Source organism: Paenibacillus sp. 22594 (assembly GCF_052044425.1).
GTDB lineage: Bacteria > Bacillota > Bacilli > Paenibacillales > Paenibacillaceae > Paenibacillus_AQ.
This window is the reverse complement of the sequence record NZ_JBQENA010000002.1, coordinates 895,385-915,129: the sequence shown is the minus strand read 5'-3', so window position 1 is coordinate 915,129 and position 19,745 is coordinate 895,385. Positions and strand designations below refer to the sequence as shown.

Annotated in this window: 12 protein-coding genes and 1 pseudogene; 4 read left to right on the top strand and 9 right to left on the bottom strand. The window is 49.4% G+C overall.

What is annotated here, in order from left to right; translation table 11 throughout:
* The 5 genes and pseudogenes from ACTJKB_RS10855 to ACTJKB_RS10835 all read right to left on the bottom strand — a co-directional run.
* Positions 1 to 2,861, bottom strand: a pseudogene (locus ACTJKB_RS10855) (HNH endonuclease); the annotation flags it as partial.
* Between the two features lie 198 nt (positions 2,862 to 3,059).
* Complete coding sequence (locus ACTJKB_RS10850; protein ID WP_440833848.1) at positions 3,060 to 3,854, bottom strand: glycoside hydrolase domain-containing protein; 795 nt, start codon at positions 3,852 to 3,854, stop codon at positions 3,060 to 3,062.
* Between the two features lie 46 nt (positions 3,855 to 3,900).
* Positions 3,901 to 4,167: a hypothetical protein gene (locus tag ACTJKB_RS10845; protein ID WP_074114091.1), complete on the bottom strand. Its 267-nt coding sequence runs from the start codon at positions 4,165 to 4,167 to the stop codon at positions 3,901 to 3,903.
* Positions 4,168 to 4,288: 121 nt separating this feature from the next.
* Complete coding sequence (locus ACTJKB_RS10840) at positions 4,289 to 11,551, bottom strand: HYR domain-containing protein (protein ID WP_440833846.1); 7,263 nt, start codon at positions 11,549 to 11,551, stop codon at positions 4,289 to 4,291.
* A 93-nt stretch (positions 11,552 to 11,644) separates the two neighbouring features.
* A complete protein-coding gene (locus ACTJKB_RS10835) occupies positions 11,645 to 12,049 on the bottom strand; it encodes a hypothetical protein (RefSeq protein ID WP_074087014.1) in 405 nt (134 codons plus the stop codon).
* Between the two features lie 205 nt (positions 12,050 to 12,254).
* On the opposite strand from ACTJKB_RS10835, the gene ACTJKB_RS10830 reads away from it, so the two are divergent.
* From ACTJKB_RS10830 to ACTJKB_RS10820, 3 genes are all read left to right on the top strand, one after another.
* The gene (locus ACTJKB_RS10830; RefSeq protein WP_440833845.1) at positions 12,255 to 12,689 is read left to right on the top strand and encodes a sigma-70 family RNA polymerase sigma factor; all 435 of its coding nucleotides are present in this window, start codon (positions 12,255 to 12,257) and stop codon (positions 12,687 to 12,689) included.
* Positions 12,690 to 12,718: 29 nt separating this feature from the next.
* The gene (locus tag ACTJKB_RS10825; protein ID WP_244169865.1) at positions 12,719 to 12,847 is read left to right on the top strand and encodes a hypothetical protein; all 129 of its coding nucleotides are present in this window, start codon (positions 12,719 to 12,721) and stop codon (positions 12,845 to 12,847) included.
* A 65-nt stretch (positions 12,848 to 12,912) separates the two neighbouring features.
* The gene (locus tag ACTJKB_RS10820; protein ID WP_440833842.1) at positions 12,913 to 13,923 is read left to right on the top strand and encodes a serine hydrolase domain-containing protein; all 1,011 of its coding nucleotides are present in this window, start codon (positions 12,913 to 12,915) and stop codon (positions 13,921 to 13,923) included.
* Here the strand turns inward: ACTJKB_RS10820 and ACTJKB_RS10815 are convergent.
* Both ACTJKB_RS10815 and ACTJKB_RS10810 read right to left on the bottom strand, forming a co-directional pair.
* Positions 13,904 to 15,004: a hypothetical protein gene (locus ACTJKB_RS10815; protein ID WP_440833841.1), complete on the bottom strand. Its 1,101-nt coding sequence runs from the start codon at positions 15,002 to 15,004 to the stop codon at positions 13,904 to 13,906. The genes ACTJKB_RS10820 and ACTJKB_RS10815 overlap by 20 nt on opposite strands.
* Positions 14,997 to 15,515 (bottom strand): winged helix-turn-helix transcriptional regulator, encoded by a 519-nt coding sequence (locus ACTJKB_RS10810; protein WP_440833840.1) that lies wholly within the window; start codon positions 15,513 to 15,515, stop codon positions 14,997 to 14,999. Before ACTJKB_RS10810 ends, ACTJKB_RS10815 begins: the two co-directional genes overlap by 8 nt.
* 956 nt (positions 15,516 to 16,471) lie before the next feature.
* Here ACTJKB_RS10810 and ACTJKB_RS10805 point away from each other — a divergent pair.
* Entirely contained in the window at positions 16,472 to 18,163 is a 1,692-nt protein-coding gene (locus tag ACTJKB_RS10805; protein ID WP_440833838.1) for a methyl-accepting chemotaxis protein, read from the top strand.
* A 76-nt stretch (positions 18,164 to 18,239) separates the two neighbouring features.
* Here ACTJKB_RS10805 and ACTJKB_RS10800 read toward each other — a convergent pair whose 3' ends face one another.
* The gene (locus ACTJKB_RS10800; RefSeq protein ID WP_440833836.1) at positions 18,240 to 19,001 is read right to left on the bottom strand and encodes a CPBP family intramembrane glutamic endopeptidase; all 762 of its coding nucleotides are present in this window, start codon (positions 18,999 to 19,001) and stop codon (positions 18,240 to 18,242) included.
* A 139-nt stretch (positions 19,002 to 19,140) separates the two neighbouring features.
* Positions 19,141 to 19,701, bottom strand: a complete 561-nt coding sequence (locus tag ACTJKB_RS10795) for a hypothetical protein (RefSeq protein WP_440833834.1) — start codon at positions 19,699 to 19,701, stop codon at positions 19,141 to 19,143.
* Positions 19,702 to 19,745: the final 44 nt, after the last annotated feature.

Genomic DNA, 19,745 nt, shown 5'->3' with positions numbered 1-19,745 from the left:
GCCAAAAGCTTCAATCCATTACTCTTCATCCATTTTATTACATATGATTTAATCTGGTCAAACAGCATTTTCGCATTACTCGCACGGAGTTTCGCGCCGCCCTCTATTTTGCTGCCCAGGCTTTGATCTGCTTTTCCAGTATCGAATTCCGCCATGATGCTGTCCTTGGTGGCCGGATCGCGGCTGCCGGAGAGCTGCTTGCTCTCCCCGTCCTTGAGGTTCGCTTCCTGCACCAGTGCAGGATCCATCTCACCCACTTCGACCGACTCCATTTCGATGTCGTCTGCCGTAAGCTTCTCGTCCGCTTGAGGCTGACCGGTGTCCTGTGCCTGCTCCGCTGCTGCGCCTTCTGCCGCCCCTGCTCCCATGGGCTTGGAGATATCTACTCCCAGCAGATACTCCCACATCTTGCCTTCCAGGTGGCTGAGTGAACGCTTCGCCGCCTTGCCGAGCGCCCCCATCCGGGCCAGCACATCCAGAAATGTAGCAATGAGCAGGTTACCCAGGGTTGAGATTAACTTGGTATAGAAGTTCTGTACCGCAGCCAGCGCCTGATCTACCTTGGCAGCCAGGAAGTCCATGACCTGTGTGACTTTGGTTTTGAGCTTCTGTGCCAGCTGGTTGACGGCCTTCACGGCCTTGTTGACGACGCCGTCAATTTTGCTGCATATTTTGGCGGCGATGCCCGGGAATTTGGCAAATACCACGGACACCAGCTTTTTGAGCAGCGTGCCCAGGCCTTTGATCAGGTTGGTGATCAGCTTGCGGCCCAGTTCGATAATGCCCAGCACGGCTTGTTTGGCTTTTTCAAAAATAAACTTCACCGCTTTGCGGAGACCCTCAAAAATAAAGTTGACCGCTTTTTTGACAAGATCGACCACGGCTTCGAGTTTGTCCTTCACCCAGCCGAGGAAGCCGCCTTTTTTCTCTTCCTTTGCTTTCTCTTCTGCATGCTTGCCGTCGGCATCCTTCTTAGCTTTGCTGTAGGCCTGAGTGGCTTCCCGCTCCGCTTCAGACTGCTTTTTCTGCGCTTCCCGTTCTTTTTCGGTCCGGACGCTGTTGATCTCGCCCTTTTTCTGCTGCGCAGCCGCTCCTGCCTGTCCGGCATAGTCGGCTTCGGCTGCATCCAGCTCGTTTTTCCATTCGCCGCGCAGGTTGTCGACTTCAGCCTTAGCCCCGGCCTGCTGGCTGAGCTGCTTGTTCTTGGCATCGGCCTCCGCCTGCTGGATTTGCGCGTGGCTGTCTGCTTTGGAGATCAGCACCTTGCTGTCGAATTTCGCTTTTTCCTTGCTATATTCAGCCTGCTTCGCGCCAAGCTGCTTCTTCATTTCTGGAGCAAGGCTGCGATTGAGTCCGGCCGTCATGTCCGCAGGCACTCCCAGTGCAGGGAGCTTCTTGGCTCCGGGGGCATTCCCGCCCTGCAGCTCTGCGGATGCCTTCAGTGTGGAGCCGTCCGGTTCGGGATAGATGTCATTTTCACCAAACGGAGTGTGGATCTGGCCCATCTCCGCCTGCTTGGATGCCCCTACCTGCTGGGAGGCCTCCTGATTGAAGCCTTCAAGCTGTGAAGGGTCCGCCTCACCGGTCATGCTGATGCCCGGAGGCTGCGCCGCAGCGGACCGGATTTCACCCAACATGGCTTCAGGATTACCTTCGGAGCCGGAAGATCCGATGTTCATTCGCTCCAGGTTGCCCGTAGTCGCAGTCCCGCCGGTGCGCTCGCTTCTGTACCCCTCCGGTACGGAGTGTTTCAGTGGCGCTGGCTTTTTCCGGGCTTGAAAGACTTTGCCTTTCAGCCCTGTCGGGGCTGGAATGGCCGGCAACCCCTGCCGGGTCTTCTGCTTCTGCTTCGCGAAAGCCCCAGCAGAAACATCCACCGCCTGGGCGTAAGCGTCCCCCATCTCTGTCGGCTGAACCCGGGTCAGCTGATCGAGGATCTGTCCGGGATCCTCCCCGTGGATGTTCACTTTATTGACCTTGGCCGGCTCTTCCTTTCCGTCTCCGGCCAAAGCGCCCAACGCATCTCCGAGCGAAGGCTCCTTCGCGGCCCCCTTAGGTGCAGGTTCCAGTGGCGCTTCCTTCGCTTCTTTTCCTGGCTTCAATTCCTTATCTGCTTCGGCCTCTTTGCCTACCTTGGACTCTTGCCCTTCCTTAGCTTCTTTAGGATCCTTTGCATCCTTACCTTCCACCGGCTGTTCTTTTCCCATCTGCCTTTTTAAACCCGTCGCCTCTTCTTCAGCTGTATGATGAGCTTCTACCTTCTCTTTACCGGCCAGCTGCCCTACATCTGCTTTCCCCTTGCTACCTTCTTTGCTGGAAGGAGAAGTTCCCGCCAAGGATTTCACCCACGTTTTGAGGGTAGTGGCAGTCTTTGCTCGAATGCCGGACTTTTCATTCTGCTCGTCCTTCGGCTCAGTCTGAGTACTCACTGGTTGTGCCGTTAGTGCAGGTTCTTGCACCTGAGGCTGCTGCTTACTTGCAGACGGATCCGTAGTGGCTGAAGGTACCAATGGATCCGTTTCCGGAGAAGCAGGCTCCTGCTCCGTCCGGGAATCCCCCGCGATCTCCTGCCCTTGCTCACCCTGCTTCGCACCTGCTGCCTCGCTTGTCTGACTACCTTCCTTACTATCCTTTAAACTGGATAACAACTGAACCACGGCCCGGTTGCCCAGGGTACGCTGAAGCGCGAACTTGTCTTCCCGGCTTAAGGATGCCGGATTCTGCCGGATACGCCGGATGATCTCCACCGGGTCTGGCTGCTTGGCCGTTGCCGGCTTCACGAAATTCGATGGTTTGCTATATGGTTGATGGCTGCCCGAAGTGTTCTCTTTGTCCTTGCTTACGGTTGCATGGGTCTGCAAACGGATTCCCCCTCTGTAAAAAAATTGCTCCTATAGATAAAGTAAAATCCATAGCGCTTTTTACAGCCGGATGGAAAAATAAATCTATTTATTGCAACCATTCACCTCTCATTCCCCCTCTAAATTAAAAACAAAAAGCCACCCGAAGGTGGCCGTTTACAGCATTTTTGCCAAGTTAATTTTATTTTGTCTGTGGTCCTACTTCTCCCCGTCCACCGGTTGACCCGATGCTTTGCGTATCTCATCTGCCAGGCGGTGGAATTCCTCTCGGGATTCCGGGCTACCTGCCGCCATATAGGCGGCTTGAATGAAGGCTATGATCTTATTCGCGTCCTCTTGGTTCAGCATATATTCCTTCACCTCCCCGCCCGAATTGTTTGGCGGTGAAGGGACCGCTTCCACCGTGTTCCACCATCCCGCATCTCCGCTGGACAGATTAATATCCACATTTACGCCGTGGATCGGCTGCCCGAGCCCTTTGGGGCCATTATCGTACTGATAGAGGTGTATTCCTTCTGCTTTCCGTCCTTTGCTCCAGGCATAGGTCTGCCAAAAGCCTGTGCAGGCCTTGGCTGCCATCGCTGCTTCAACGACTGCTGCGCTCCCGTATACACCCGTTCGGAACTTCGGTGAAGCCTCACCTGCAGCCTTGATATACTGGATTACCGAAGCCATCTGGCTTGCTGAGGCATCGAAATCTACCGCAAAGTAAATCCGGCTTCCCTCCGGCTGCCCGACAGCTATCGCCGTTTGCGCTGCAGCCGCCCCGTCAGCAAGACCTGCGGCGCGTCCTCCCAGCGCACGGCTGGCTGTTGTCTCATATACAGAGACAATTTGCAGGCCGGCAGCGCTGATAGCTGCCGCTTCAGCCCTGGTAAGTCTTTTCCAGCCAGAAGGTACCAGGTACCGGCATACGAATTCATAACCGTCCTCCCGGAACCGCTTCGCTAACGTCTTCGTCAGCGGTGCCGCACAATCAAATCCCTTGGCCATTGCCGTATCCTCCTTCCTCATCCATCATCTGCCCCTGATATTTCTGCTACCCGATCAACAGCTTCATCAGAAGACCCACGGCCGCTATGAACAACCCTGCACTGCTGATGATGGTGCCCACCAGCCACCGCTGGCTTTCTCCTTGCCTGACCTTCAATCTGGCCAGCTCATCCCGTATTTCATCCATACGCAGATGTGCCGATTTGCTGTTCTGCATAGCCTCTAGCGCAATATCCCTTGCGCTGTTCATAATATCGAGCTTCGTTTCTACGCGGGTCAACCTTTGCAGAATTTCATTCATGTCGTCTGGCATATCGTACCCCCGGATGGAGCTGCTTGATCTCTCATTAAGAATATAGGCTCCAGGCTGCAGCCAATCTTACAGGAATGCAGCCTGGAAGCTGTTACGCTGTTACAATGTAATTCATGCTTTCTTACGGTTCCATGCCTGCAATCAGATTGCCGGAAGAATAAACCGTAATTTTGTTGGTATCTGTATAATCTGTTGCCGGTGCATTGAATGAATAGTCATTAGTCTGGGTATAGTTGGAAAAATTAGATTTCCAGAACCTGCATTGGATTTCTACTTTTTCACCCGGCTTCAGACTTCCCGCACCGCTGGAGAAGCTGATCTCCAGGTAATAATCGCTACCGGTCTTGCTAGTGGTCTTTTGGAAGCTTCCTATGATATAGGACTGAATGCTGCTGCTGGAGCTAGATACCCGGGAGTAATCGGCATAGAAACCCTGAGGCTTCTCTCCATCAATGGTGTAGTAGTATCTAAGCTTAATGTTTGAGAGCTGAATGGTGCTGCTGCTAGTGTTCTCAAAGGATATTCTCGGAGCAATCGTATTCGTGATGCTTGTTCTAGTACCGTTGTACGATTGGACTTTAAATAACTGAGTAACGGTTACATACTGGACTGCTGTGGATACATTCCCGTTCGCATCGGTAGCGGTCCAGGTGACAGCTGTCTTGCCTACCGGAAATCCATCCGCAGGGGCATCATTCTTCAACGTGTATCCGAAAATATCATTCACTGTAGCCTGGCCCAGAGTCACTTGTGTTTTGACGCCTGTAGCCCTGACGGAAACATCTGCTGGTGCTTTCAGCACAGGCTTCGTCGTATCCACCACGGTAATCTTTTGTATACCAGTAGTTACATTGCCGTTCTCATCCGTTGCCGTCCATTTCACTTCAGTCGTGCCCAGCGCATAATCCGTTGGGGCATCCGACATTACACTCACCTTGTAAATATCTGTGCCTGTCGCTAGTCCGATCTCTACCGGCGTCTTCAATGCGGTCGCTTCGACTGTCTTGTCGTCTGGCAGTTTCAGAGTAGGCTTCGTCGTATCTACCACGGTAATCTTTTGCACACCGGTAGTTACATTGCCGTTCTCGTCCGTTGCCGTCCATTTCACTTCAGTCGTGCCCAGTGCATAATCCGTTGGGGCATCCGATATTACATTCACTTTGTAAATATCCGTGCCTGTCGCTAGTCCGATCTCTACCGGCGTCTTCAGCGCAGTTGCTTCGACTGTCTTATCAGCCGGCAGCTTCAGAGCAGGCTTCGTCGTATCTATCACGGTAATCTTTTGCACACCGGTAGTTACATTGCCGTTCTCGTCCGTTGCCGTCCATTTCACTTCAGTCGTGCCCAGTGCATAATCCGTTGGGGCATCCGATATTACACTCACTTTGTAAATATCCGTGCCTGTCGCTTGTCCGATCTCGACCGGAGTCTTCAGCGCAGTTGCTTCAACTGTTTTGTCGGCTGGCAGCTTCAGAACAGGCTTCGTCGTATCCACCACGGTAATCTTCTGCACACCCGTAGTTACATTGCCGTTCTCATCCGTTGCCGTCCATTTCACTTCAGTCGTGCCCAATGCATAATCCAATGGGGCATCCGATATTACGTTCACCTTGTAAATATCCGTGCCTGTCGCTTGTCCGATCTCTACCGGAGTCTTCAGCGCAGTTGCTTCAACTGTTTTGTCGGCTGGCAGATTCAGAACAGGCTTCGTCGTATCCACCACCGTAATCTTCTGTACACCCATAGTTACATTGCCGTTCTCGTCTGTAGCGGTCCATTTCACTTCAGTTACGCCAAGTGCATAATCCGCAGGGGCATCCGAAATCACGGTTACTTTGTAAATATCTGTGCCCTTTGCCTGACCAATGTCTATCGGGGTCTTCAGAGCAGTCGCTTCGACAGTCTTGTCGACAGGCAAGATCAGATCCGGTTTGGTTGTATCCACTACCGTAATCTTCTGTATACCTGTGGTCACATTGCCGTTCGCATCTTTTGCGGTCCAGGTGACTTCTGTTGTTCCCAGCGGGTAATCCGCAGGAGCGTTACTGTTCACGGTCACATCATAGATATCCGTTGCCGTAGCCAGTCCAATCTCAACCGGAGTTCGAACCGCAGTAGCTTCCAAAGTAATGTCTGCCGGCAGTTTGAGTACGGGTTTGACCGTATCCGTGATGGTTACTGTGACAATCCCGATCATTGCATTTCCGTTTGCATCCTTTGCGGTCCATGTTACTTTAGTGGTTCCCAGAGGGAATTTCGCAGTAATGCTCTCCCCTGAAGTGATCGGGTCCTGACTGCCAAACCCCGGGGCATCCGTAGTTAAAACGACCGGAAACAGCTCCAGTACCTCAGGCACTTCCAGTTCCACCGGCGTTGCCAGCGCAGTCGCTTCCTTGGTCAGATGCAAAGATCCTTTGAATTTCAGCACGGGTTGCGTAGTATCCACAACGGTTATTTTCTGCACGCCTCTGATTTCATTGCCGTTCTTGTCCTTGGCCGTCCAGGTGACTGTCGTAGTGCCCAGCGGGTAATCTGCCGGAGCATCCGATGCCACGGTTACGGGGAAAATATCTTTTGCCGCAGCCTGCCCTATTTCGACGGTGGTTCGAATCGCTGTCGCCTCTACCGTCTGATCCTCAGGTACGCTGAGCGTCGGCTTCGTCGTGTCTACTACGGTAATCTTTTGGACACCAGTGGACACATTGCCGTTCGCATCCGTGGCAGTCCAGGTCACGTTGGTGGTACCCAGCGGATAGTCTGCCGGGGCATTGTTTACAATCGTATATTTGAAAATATCTGACGCCGTTGCCTGCCCGATCTCCACAGGTGTCTTCACCGCCGTGGCTTCCACGGTTTGATCCTTAGGTACAATGAGCACCGGTCTGCTCGTATCTACTACCGTGATCTTCTGCACCTTCGTGGCTATATTGCCGTTCTCATCGGTTACGGTCCAGGTAACCTCGGTGGTACCCAGACGATAGTCTGCCGGGGCATTGCTCACAATCGTATATTTGAAAATATCTGACGCCGTTGCCTGCCCGATCTCCACAGGTGTCTTCACTGCCGTGGCTTCCACAATCTGATCCTCAGGTGTGCTGAGTACCGGACTGCTCGTATCCACCACGGTGATCTTCTGCACCTTCGTGGTTACATTGCCGTTTGCATCTGTAGCGGTCCAAATAACCTCAGTTGCGCCTAATGGATAGGAATCAGGTGCGTTACTGGTTATCGTAACTTTATAGATGTCCGTCCCTGTCGCCTGCCCAATCTCAACAGGGGTTTTCACTGCAGTGGCTTCCACCGTCAGATCTTCCGGCACACTCAGTACCGGTTTCGTGGTATCTACCACTGTAATCTTCTGCACCCCGGTGGACAGATTGCCATGCTCATCCGTAGCCGTCCAGGTGACTTCTGTTATACCAATAGGAAAGGTCGCCGGGGCATTGCTTTTGACAGTAACGTTAAAAATATCTGTAGCTGTTGCCATCCCGATCTCCACAGGTGTCTGCAATGCCGAAGCCTCTGCCTGAACCTCCTTAGGCACGCTGAGCACCGGCTTCGTTGTATCCACTACCGTAACCTTTTGTTTACGGGTGGACAGATTGCCGTTCTTATCCTTGGCCGTCCAGATTACCTCGGTAACTCCAATAGGAAATGCAGACGGAGCGTTATGGGTAACCGATGCTATTCCAAAAATATCTGTCACTGCCGGCACTACCAGTTGAACCTCAGTTTCCCGGCTGATTGCTTCTACCGTCAGATCCGCTGCTGCGGCAATGGAAGGTACGGTTGTATCTACGATGGTTATAGTCTGTGTTCCACTGCTGATATTGCCATTCGCATCGGTGGCTTTCCAGGTCACAATGGTTTTGCCCAGCGGATAGCTTGCCGGAGCATTGCTTACGATCTCTACCGCAAACAAATCCGTTGCCGTCGCTAGTCCAATGTTGACTGGTGTATTTACCGCTGTAGCCTCTTTGCTGATATCCGCGGGTGCTTTCAGAACAGGAAGTGTTGTATCTTCTACCGTCACTTTTTGTTTGCCTGTAGTTATGTTTCCGTGGGTATCCTTGGCAGTCCAAGTGACCTCGGTAGTACCCACTGGATAATCTGCCGGAGCATTGCTGGTAACCGTAACCGGAAAAATATCTGTGGCTGTGGCGATGCCAGTCTGAACCTGTGATCTTACTGCTGTGGCTTCAACCCGGACATCTGCAGGGATATGGAGTTCTGGATGGGTAGTATCAATAACTATTACATTCTGTGTGCCTATGGCCACATTACCGCTCGCATCCGTAGCCATCCAGGTCACCTTGGTGGTGCCTACCGCAAAATCAACGGGCGCATCGTTAATCACAGTAGTTTTGAATAAATCAGTTACAGTGGGCTGACCGAGGGAGACTATCGATCTGACCGCCGTCGCCTCAACTGTAAGATCTGCCGGTACACCTAGAACAGGTTTGGTCGTATCCACGACCTTAATCTTTTGAGTGCCTACGGTTGCATTACCGTGCTCATCGGTAACTGTCCAGGTAACTTCAGTCGTTCCCAGCGGGAAATCAACGGGTGCATTATTGGTGATAGTTACCGGGAAAATCTCGGTAATTATCGGCTCGCCGATGTCTACCTTCGTTCTTTCTCCGGCCGCTTCTGCTGTCTTATCACCTGGCAGCGTAACTAGCGGTTTGGTGGTATCTGTGATCGTAACCGTCTGTGTCCCCTTGTTGCTGTTGCCATTCTCATCGGTAGCTGTCCAGGTGACCAGCGTTTTACCGACAGTATAGCTATCCGGGGCATTGCTGGTAATCACGACTTTGAAAATATCCGTGGCAGACGCCTGCCCGAGCGCTACCGGTGTCTTGATTCCGGTGGCTTCTGCTGAGATATCCTTGGGTACCGTCAGCACCGGAACGGTGGTATCGGTAACCGTTACGTTCTGAACGGCTTTCGTTACATTGCCATGCTCATCTGTAGCTGTCCAGGTGACCTTGGTAACCCCTACCGTAAAATATTCAGGGGCATCATTGATTAACAGCACATCGAACAAATCTGTGGCTTTAGCCGCTCCAACCTCCAGCTTCATCCGCGTGTCGGTTGCTTCAATACGGATATCCTGCGGAATCGTCAATACAGGCTTGGTTGTGTCTGTTATCGTAATCAGCTGTTCCGCTGTCGTGACATTCCCATTCTCGTCCTCTGCTCTCCAGATCACCTTGGTGGTCCCCACCGGGAAATCCGCTGGCGCATTATTTGTAATATTCACTTTAAAAATGTCTTCCGCTGTTGCCGTACCCACAGAAAGCGGAGTTCTTCTACCCGAAGCTTCTTTGGTAATGTTTGCAGGTACGGTAAGCACCGGCTTGATCGTGTCAACCACGATAACATTTTGTGCCGCGGTAATCACGTTGCTGTTCGCATCCGTAGCGGTCCATGTGACCTTGGTCGTACCCATGGGAAATTCCTTTGGAGCATTGTTAACCACGATGACCGGGAAAATATCCTTGGCCGATGCACCGCTGACAATAACCGGTGTCTGCACAGCGGTTGCTTCAACTACGATATCCCCTTGTACAGTGAGTACAGGTTTGGTTGTGTCCTTTACCGTTACTTTCTGCACCTGTGAAGAGGTGTTCCCTACCGGGTCCACAGCGGTCCATTTCACGGTTGTCGTTCCGATGGGAAAATCGGCCGAAGCATCGTTCGTCACGACGACATCCGGGATGGATACATCCTGTACGGAGGCTTTACCAATCTCGACAGGCGTACGGACTGCCGTTGCCTCCATATTGATATCTGCCGGTACGGTAAGCACCGGAATCGTTTTGTCTATTTTCACTTCAGTTTTCTGCACGGGAGTACTATTCCCCGCCTGGTCTACAGCCCAGAACGCGAGCGGTGTGACGCCCTCAGTCTGAACGGCAAAAGTTGCCGTTGTTCCGGCTACAACCTTCTCTTCTCCGGATGCACCCAGAGCATAATGAATTTCCTTGACCCCTGAGCTCACATCGGAGGCGGTGAGAGCGACTGTGACATTGGCGCTGTTCCAGCCTTTTGGATTCGGCTCAGGGCTTATTATGCTGGCAATCACCGGACCGCTTTTGTCAATTTTGACAGTTACAGTTTTGGCAGCCTCGGCATTCCCGGTTCTGTCCACAGCCCAATAGGTGACTGTAGTTGTTCCTTCCTTGCTGATCTCAGTATCTGCACTTAGGCCCGCCGTTTTCACCGCATCATTCTCACCCAGCTTATAGTAGATGGAATCGACACCAGAATATAGATCTTCTGCGGTGAAGTGAAGTGTGACCTTATCATGGCTCCAGCTGCCGGATTCCGTACCTGCTGCAGTTACGGTCGTAACCGGAGCTGTTTTATCAATGTTAATGGGACCAAAAGTGGCGATGGAATAATGGCTCTTATCCTCATCACTGGAAGCTGAGCTGTCGACCGCCTTACCGGTAGCCATCTGACCCGCACCTTCAGCGGTAAAATTCTGGTCCGAGGTCAGTGATCTGATCGCGGACAGCGTATCGATTGCCGTGTAGTGAACGGTAACCGAATGATGAGTCCATGTTCCGGCAATGTAAGGCGCTCCCGCATCGGTTAGTGCAGATGCCGTAATCGCCGGCGGTGTGGTGTCGATCAGGTTTGACCCCACAGCCCCGACCTCCACGCGGAAGGTGACCGGTTGAAGGCCTGGAACCGTGGCTTTAACCTCCATCGTCTTGATCACCCCGGTGCTCTTGGAATAGACCTGGTATCCTTCTCCCACGTAACTTGTGTAAGTGTTAGCCGCAGAAGCATACCCATTCGCATCCGTAACAACCGTGATTCCAGTACTGTTCAGTCCGCGCATTACCGCGGTGATCGTACTGTCTTCAGAGGCAGTGAAGGTAACCGGAACCCCGGCAAGCGGATTACCGGCTAGATCCTTGACCGCGACAACCTGAGGCAGCATGAATCCGCGTCCGCCGGGAATGACACCCGAAGCCTGCGACAGCTTCATTTGCTGCAGCAGTGGTGATGCTGCGGTCATCGTCCCTTCCACATTGCCTACAGCGAGCAGGCTCATCTGATAGGCTCCGTGATGCAAGATGACCCCGAGTGTAGGGTCTAGCCCATACACCGAATCATATACGGATTGGTAGACGGAATCTCTGACTGTCAAGACTTGACCTGTCTGCTCAGCGGGAGATTCTGTACCATACACTGCCGCATATGCTTTACCTGCTCCCGCATCCTGCGGGCTAGCGGAGAACATTTTCTCCGATCCAAACACTGCGCCGGGAGCCAGCATCAGGATCAGGAGCGTGAGGCATAACCATTTAGTGATGATGCCTAGCCTTCTTTGCTCTACATGCTTTCCTCTTCTTTTCGAATGTTTCATCATGCATCCCCTAACTTTTTTTGTGATAAGCGTATCGATCATGGCGAAATCTTGCTCCTCCTTTACTTAACAAAGGGAAATCAGGGCAGGTTTTTACAACTGTTTATTGCGGTTCACATAAACTTCTATTTTCGTTTCGATCCACGCTTCGAGATCACCGATTGCAAGACTCAGCTCCTCTTTGGCGGCTTCCCCCAATATGGCTACAGCCCTCTCTTTGGCAAGATTGAACGATTTCTCCATCGCCGCTGCGTCGAATGAGCCCTGCTGTTTCAGCCCTTCCACGAACGTCTGGTTCACCGCAATCACTGCGGATTCAATGGCATCTGAAGCCCGGTTCAGAAGCTTGTTCACAGCCTCGTCGCCTATCCTATCTTCCAAGTGGGCAATTTCCCGTTTGGTATACGCAATAATAGATTTCGCCATTAGACCCAGCAGCGGAATAACCAGCACGGTAAGAATGGTATTGATGATCTCCGGTGTAAAATAGTCTTTCATCGGTATCGCCTCCAAAAAGTGTAATTTCGACATATCCAACCTAGTTTTTCCTCATAAAGAAAGGTAAATCAGAGACTATTATTACAACTTTGCTAATAAAAATAGTAATCATGTAAATTTATGTTTTTGATAGTTGTGGAATCTATGGAATATTCTACTTGTTATATGAGGAGATAAATCAGCTGATCTATCCTATGCTTAACAAATGGAGGGATCGGGCCTGGGGGAACAGGCTGTGCTGGTTAATCTTTTGTGCAAAACTGAACATGGGGGAGTAGTCATGAGTACCTGTGAAGACGAGTTAGTTGAAACCTGCAGAAAACTGTTAAAACGCTCAGCTTGGAGAATCCAGTATAAAACCCGCATTCAACTGATAAGAGAAAGCAAACCGCTGTATGACAATCAGCTCTATGACAACAGCTTTGAGAGTCTGGTGATTTCGGAGCTGTTTGTTGACGAGCTTCTGGAAATGATTCCTTGGGAAAAATGCAGGTATATCATTAAAAAAACAGTGATTGACGGTATGCCGGAACACGAGGTTGCGATCGAACTACATATGACTCAACAGGGGGTAAGCAAATGGAAGCGGAAGGGACTAGAAATCCTGAGGGAATATCTCATCAATTCGTCGAAACTGTAAAAAAAGCACAAAACGGAGACAAAGCATCCATGGAGGATATTCTTAGCCTGTTCTCGGTAGATATCGAATATTTGTCTAAGTTCATCATGCTGCCCCGCGAAGAGGCTATCCAGACCTTGAAGATCGAACTTATTAATATCGTATATCAGGATTTATAAATATAAAAAGCTGTCCAGAGCAATCCGGGCAGCTTTTTCGTTGTTGCAGATTGTCCGCAGCCCTATTGGGGTATTATATCAACTGGTGGTATGATATCCCTGAAAGGGTGAACGGTATGAACCTGATGACATTATCTGCAGCAATTGCCCCTTTGCATTTGAGAAGCTGCCTGATCAGCCTCCAGGGCGAATTGAAATTTGAATATTATAGAAATGACCGCACAGCTTCAGAGATTGCCAAGATCAATTCTTGTACCAAAAGTGTACTCTCTTCGCTAATCTGCATCGCAATGGACCAAGGCCTGCTGCCGGAGGCTTCATCGAAGGCAGCTGAATTTTTCCCGCAGCTGGGCCGGGATACAGATAAGCGCAAACAGGAGATCACGATTGAACATTTGTTAACCTTGTCTGCAGGTTTTCGCTGGACTGAATTTGGCGGACAGAATTCCTTTCCGAAAATGACCCGCTCCCCAAACTGGGTAAAGTATGTACTGGAGCAGCCGCTCGCCCATGATCCGGGCACACACATGGAATACAATTCTGGAATCTCGCAAATGTTATCAGCCATTCTGGTCCAAGCCTCAGGAATATCAACGGCAGAGTTTGCCGAGCAATTTCTGTTCGGACCTCTTGGCATTGAGAAGTATCACTGGGAAACGGATCCTCAAGGCATCCACACCGGGGGTTTCGGGCTTCAGCTACGGCCCAGCGATTTGCTGAAATTTGGAGAGCTTTTTTTACATGGGGGAGTACGGGAGAAGAAGCAGATTATTTCTCGTAAAGGGGTGGCGCGTTCAACGGCACCTGCAATCCTTGCCGAACCTCCCCGCCGCGGCGGGTATGGCTGGCATTGGTGGACGGATTCTTTTCCGCTAACTGCTAAGGACGGACATCTGCCAACTGCCACGGATTATTTTTATGCCCGGGGATATGCTGGGCAGTATGTATATGTACTTCCGGAGATTGAGGCTGTCGTGGTTCTGACCCAAGAGAACAAACGCGGCAAAAACAACCCGCTTGTTGATGTATTCCGTGAACATATAGCTCCTCTGCTTGTTAGTCCAAGCGGACTTTAGCGTCGGACGACAATTCAACGCTCTTTGATTCGTTCAGACAATCCATAATTATTTCCTTATCTCGAGGATCTACAGCTATGGAAGAAGGCCCTCCTTCGATAAAAGAAAGCACATAATTTCTGATCCGGTCCGAAGCGGCTCTGGAGCCGGCTATTTTACTGACGAACTTATATGGCTTCAGCAGATAGGGGAAATCGGTGAAGGTGAAGTGTGTCGATTCAGCGATCTGAATCCATCTGTACTCAGAACCGGAGGCTTCCAGCAGCTTATGAATTCTCATTCCATAATCCTTCCCAAGCTCATGAGCGAGGCTTCCAGTCTCTTCTTCTTTCAGCCAGCTCGCATCGAACTGCTGCGACTGGCTGAGATGAAGCTGTGGAAAGGTGGCCCCTATAACCAGGGCTGGAGCAATCATTGTACCGTCCAGATTAATAAATTTATTCACTCGAAAGTCGGGGTGGGTTACCGAGTAGTTGAGAAGAACACCGGCTCCCAAAGAATGGCCAATCATAATAATCTCCTTATTCTCCACAGTGAGTCCTAGCTCCTGATGCACGAACTCTATAACTTTCTCAAGTTCATCCGAAAGCTGCGGAGCTATCCTGCTGTACAATTGATCGAGAAAAGAAGGCATATCCTCCATTTTTTTGGGCTGGGTTAATCCATACTTCTCATAATCCATATGATAGCTCACACGAATTATGGTGTATCCGGCTTCAATAAGCAGTTGATGTAAAATCGTATTCTCTTCGGAAAGCCCCTCCGCCCCGTGCAAATAAAATACGATCCGATCCGTTGTAAAAGAAGGCGGATCCTTTATCTGCATATATCCTGTTTGCAGCTTCAGCAGAGGTTTCAGCAGGATATTTGGCAGCGGCAGCAGTTTTTTGATTTTGTCCAGGTTTTCAACGTATGGCAGCAGTTTTAGCGTTTCTTCGTTGACCGCAGTGAAGCTTACATCCAGCCGGGTAAATAAATCACAGTGGTCAAGCACGGCTCGGTAGTTGAACATTTTCCCACGTGTTCGGCGGGGTAATTGTCTGGCAAACAGCAATGCCGGAATGATTTTTATATCAATCATCTCCCTTATCCGGAACTAAAAAGGTTGTTAGCTGATAGGATGCTCCGCTCGAATTCTGGCCTTTGTTCATATACTTCGCGATTAAATTCCTCACATCGACGATAAAAGCATCGTACTGCTCCTCAGGCAGTGTTAAGGGAACGGCGTTGAATCTCGCCTTTTGTAGCTGCTGAGCTTCTTCTTCCTGATGCCTCTCAAGATTCCTCATCACGTAATGATAAAAAATCACATGTGCACTTTGTTTAAATTGCTCCACACCTGCATGGTCCGGCATCGTCATTTGGCTGAGCGAAAATCCCATGCCATAGGTAACCTCGACCGTCCCACGGATCTGACGTTCCTTGACTTTGGTAATCATTCGGGATTGCTCCAACTTTTGAATCGCCCGATACAGGCTCGCCTGAGAAATATGTGGCAACTGTGAACGGAGCTGCTCCACCGTCGCGTTGCCTTTGGATAGGGCAGCTGCAACTGCAAAGCGGTGAGGGTGGAGCAGAGTGTCATAATCCATCTGGTTCAGAGATATCACCCCCTTTTATTTATTATCATTTTTGATAATATTAACCCATACTTCGAACAATAGCAACTCAAACGCACAAATCCCCGTTCACCTTATTGCAAGGTAACGGGGACTTATGTTTTAACTCCTGTATGCACTTCTATCATTTCCTCCAAGTAACAAGCCATATCCCTGACATGGTGATTGTTCTCATATTCAAATTACCGTATTACCCGTTCTCTCCTGTCCGGAGTTATAATCCATGTCCTGCATATGGGGTGAATTCCCACGTACACGATTTCACGAAAAACGTTTTCACCGGCGTTTTCCCTGCTGTGAACATCGTATCAGTACGCTTCGCTAACCTTTTCTGGTGGAATCACGCTCTTTCTTCCGCAAGATCACTCTTGCTTGAATGAATAGCTTTTTCCTTCAATAAAGATTTGCTGTGGTTTCCCGCATCCCCACGGTCTGCCGAAAGATGTTGTCACATCCACCTTTCTACCTGCAGCCGATTCCGGCATGCTTCGCTAACTTAGTACATTGGATTCTCTCCTCTCCTACATTCATTGCTAAATTTAGGAATGAGACAGTCACCCTGGTAACCACTTACGTTTGCTTTTGTGGTTCCTGTGGTGATGTCTCTATTCTAGCTCATTATAGGTGAAATTTAAAACTTCATAGAATTGAATTTATTCGCCTATTTCCCGATATACGGTGATTTCCATTCCTGGTCTTCCTAAATCTAAGTAAAGCTGCATATTCCGCAGTTTTGTAAGCGTTTTCTCACAAACTGAACTTTGAGCTTAAGCACCGGCACTGCAGCCTGCCCCGCTAGGCTTTTTTACTTTTAGTAAGTTGCGGGTGAATTGTATATAATTTCACATGTTCTATGTTATACTTGATAAAAGTATATTGTACGCAATTTACTTTCTCAGGATTACAAATAAATAATGAGGTGGATTTCGTTGAAAGTTGCTAACAAGATTATCATTATGGCTAGTATTTCTCTGATCGTTGTTACACTCGTAATTTGTTCTGTTTTCTACTCTCAGAGCAGGAAAGCCGCCATCAGCTCTGGAGAAGAAAAAGCTCTAGTCGTTATCAAAGCCTTTGACTCCACTCTATCCGGAAAGGAATCGGCAGCGGAGCTTCAAGCTTCACTGGATAAACTAAAGTCGGCTGACCTTGAAATTGTAGACTTTAATATTTACAGCCTGGATAGCCAGCCCAAAGCGATAGCCTCTTTGGATACAGCTTCCATTGGCAAACCTGCCGATAAGGAAGATATTGCGGCAGCCAAGGAGAACCGCACGGTGACCCTGTTGAATAAGAACCTTGTGGACCTAACCACTCCCTTACATACGGACGGAAAGATTACATATGTTGCCGGTGTTCAGTTTGACATTGCAGATGAACTGGAGGCTTCCGTAGATTTAGTGTATTACATCATCATAGTATCTTTAATTTTGCTTGTTCTGGTGATGCTGGTTTTTTGGCTCTTGGTCCGCCGGTTTTTCACCAAACCTCTAAATGTCTTTGTACGGTTCTCTGAGCAAATAGCTGCCGGTGATCTCCGCGCCGATATTGAAGTGCTAAATAATGGCCGCAAGGACGAGATCGGTTTATTGTCCCGTTCCTTCTACCAAATGGTCTTTAACCTGAAGCATACACTGGAACATATCTCACATTCCTCCAGCCGGTTAGCAGATAATGCCAATCAGATATCATTAATTTCCATCATGGCAAGCAGAACAGAGAAAAGCATCGCCGCTTCCATAAATGAGATCGCGGAGAACTCCAAGGAACAATCCGCTTCCATTGTAGAGAGCTCTCTGGGAATCGATGAAGTGGCCAAGGGCATCGAGCAGATCTCCATGAGTACAGAGGATGTCGCCCATGCATCAGCTTCCTCTCTCGCACAGGCTGAGCAGGGCCAGATAATTATTCATGAAACGCAGCAAATGATCGAGAACCTTGTTCTCGATTCAAGTGAGTCTGTAGCAGTTATTGAACGACTGGGGGAAAAAACGAAAGAAATTGATGGAATCATTGAGCTCATCTCGCAGATATCTTCCCAAACGAATCTGTTAGCCTTGAACGCATCTATAGAAGCGGCCCGTGCGGGCGAACAAGGAAAAGGATTTGCCGTCGTGGCGAATGAAGTGAAGAAGCTTGCGGAGAAATCCAAAACCGCTTCAGACCAAGTATCCGCAATGATCCGCTCCATTCAGAGCGAAACGGAGGCCGTCGTGCAACAGATCAACCTTAGCTCCGAGAAAACGGTACAAGGTCTAAATGCAGTCCAGAAAGCCGGCGAAGCGTTTGAACATATTACTGAAAAGGTAGATTCGGTGAATAGCCAGATCATCAATGTTTCTGCCATTGTTGAAGAGATCTCCTCAAGCTCAGAAGAGATCGCAGCTACGATCCAGCTCATTTCCAATAACGCAGAGCTGTCCAGCGAAAAAGCAGCCCATGCGGCACAAGCCACCGTCAGATCTATGTCGGCGATGCAGGAAATGATGGATTCTACCCGTAGTCTGACCCAATTAGCAGAGGAGTTGGATAATCTGGTCAACCAATTCCAGTTAGAGGTACAGGCAGCAGCCGACACCGAAAATGATACGGATTCCAATGAGGAACCGGATGTGGCATAGAAGGACAAATCCTTATGCTGCACAAACAAACCGGCCTGAAGCAGGATTTGCTCCTGCTTGCGGGCCGGTTTGTTGTTTACATTGATAGGCTATTCGATTTATTTCTACGCGTCAATACCACATATAGGTAAATTCCATAGAGCAAATACAGAATATTCAGCAGGGAAACTATCAGAATTTCCTGATCCAAATTCTCATTGCTGACCATGGCAAGCGCATCATAGATAAAATGAAAAGCGATTAAGGGAATAATATTGTCTGTAGTTTCAATTAAGAGCGCCAGAATAAAGCCCAGCAGCAGCGCATTGATAACCTGAAGAATAATATGTATAAATTCGGTTCCGTTTAGCGCATTGGCCATATGCAGAATGCCAAAAAAGACGGAAGAAAAAACAATATAAAACGCTGGCCCTTTGTGACGAAGCTTCTCCCGGATAATTCCCCGGAAAATCGTTTCCTCTGTAAATCCGACAAAAACCGTTAACAGCAGAATACTCACGATCTCGATTCCCGAAAGTTTGAAATTGATTCCGCTCATAGCCGGCTGAAGCAGCGCGATGATCAGTAATGGAATGTAATACAGCGCCTGCTTGTCCTTCGCCCCAATTCGTTTTTGGAATCCATAGCTGCCAAATGGCTGCTTACTCCTGGTCATATACACCGTGATGATCACGGCCATGAGCAAAAAGGCGCAAGCCTGGGCAAACCGGATTCCCGTGTCGTCAAGCTCCATAATGCTTGCAGCAGCTGAGGCAACGGATACCAACAGGGTTAGCACAATGCCCAGCATTAGTGAAAATAAAACCGGATGTCCTTTTTTTGCGTTGTGTTCTTTCATAGCTCGTCTCCTTTATTAATCAATTACAGTTCTCATTAACCTACGAGGTCAATAATGGATTTATTGTAATACTTTCCTTGAAAATTTTCTATTCATAAAAAGTAAAGTACCAGGCAATTCCCCCGTTTCTTTACTTTACTTAGTGTTGTTCTGCTGCAATGTTGAAGTCGGTCTCATGCCCATCCTGGGTGGTAAGATAAACCTTCCAGTCTCCGGAAACTCCGCTGCCATCAGCCATGTGGAAGGTTCTTGTTATGGATTGTCCCGCTTTCACATCCACAAATCCATACTCATGCGAGCCACGGGTTACATTTACGATAATGATGCCCGAACTGCCGTTGTTTTTAATCCGTATATTTAATTCCTTACCATATTCAGGGACACAAGTTAAGGTACTCTCGAAGCCCCCCTTTCCCCGCGATCTACTATCTCTAATAAAAAAAACGCCATCTTGCGAAAGTGTATCGGCTTCGCTGACCATCTCCAGCGCCTCACCTGCAGTTTCCCTTAATCCGGTTTTAGCTGATATATCAGCTGTCACAGTATTCGCTGGAATCCCTTCAGCTTCTACCGTTTCTTTGGGGGTATCCGCCGGTTCCTTGGCAAACAATAATACAAGCAGAATGGCAATGGCGGCAGTCATTACAATGACATAGTTACGGAACCATTTTTTACGCATAGGATTAGTGGTTTCCGGCATGTTGAATGCCCCCTTTCTGAATTTTCAGCGGATTCTAAGCTCCA

Coding starts and splice junctions, on each gene's coding strand:
- ACTJKB_RS10840 (WP_440833846.1), bottom strand. CDS start 11,551: ATGAAACATTCGAAAAGAAGAGGAAAGCATGTAGAGCAAAGAAGGCTA.
- ACTJKB_RS10800 (WP_440833836.1), bottom strand. CDS start 19,001: ATGAAAGAACACAACGCAAAAAAAGGACATCCGGTTTTATTTTCACTA.
- ACTJKB_RS10845 (WP_074114091.1), bottom strand. CDS start 4,167: ATGCCAGACGACATGAATGAAATTCTGCAAAGGTTGACCCGCGTAGAA.
- ACTJKB_RS10835 (WP_074087014.1), bottom strand. CDS start 12,049: ATGAAAGACTATTTTACACCGGAGATCATCAATACCATTCTTACCGTG.
- ACTJKB_RS10810 (WP_440833840.1), bottom strand. CDS start 15,515: ATGGATTATGACACTCTGCTCCACCCTCACCGCTTTGCAGTTGCAGCT.
- ACTJKB_RS10830 (WP_440833845.1), top strand. CDS start 12,255: ATGGAGGGATCGGGCCTGGGGGAACAGGCTGTGCTGGTTAATCTTTTG.
- ACTJKB_RS10850 (WP_440833848.1), bottom strand. CDS start 3,854: ATGGCCAAGGGATTTGATTGTGCGGCACCGCTGACGAAGACGTTAGCG.
- ACTJKB_RS10825 (WP_244169865.1), top strand. CDS start 12,719: ATGGAGGATATTCTTAGCCTGTTCTCGGTAGATATCGAATATTTGTCT.
- ACTJKB_RS10795 (WP_440833834.1), bottom strand. CDS start 19,701: ATGCCGGAAACCACTAATCCTATGCGTAAAAAATGGTTCCGTAACTAT.
- ACTJKB_RS10815 (WP_440833841.1), bottom strand. CDS start 15,004: ATGATTGATATAAAAATCATTCCGGCATTGCTGTTTGCCAGACAATTA.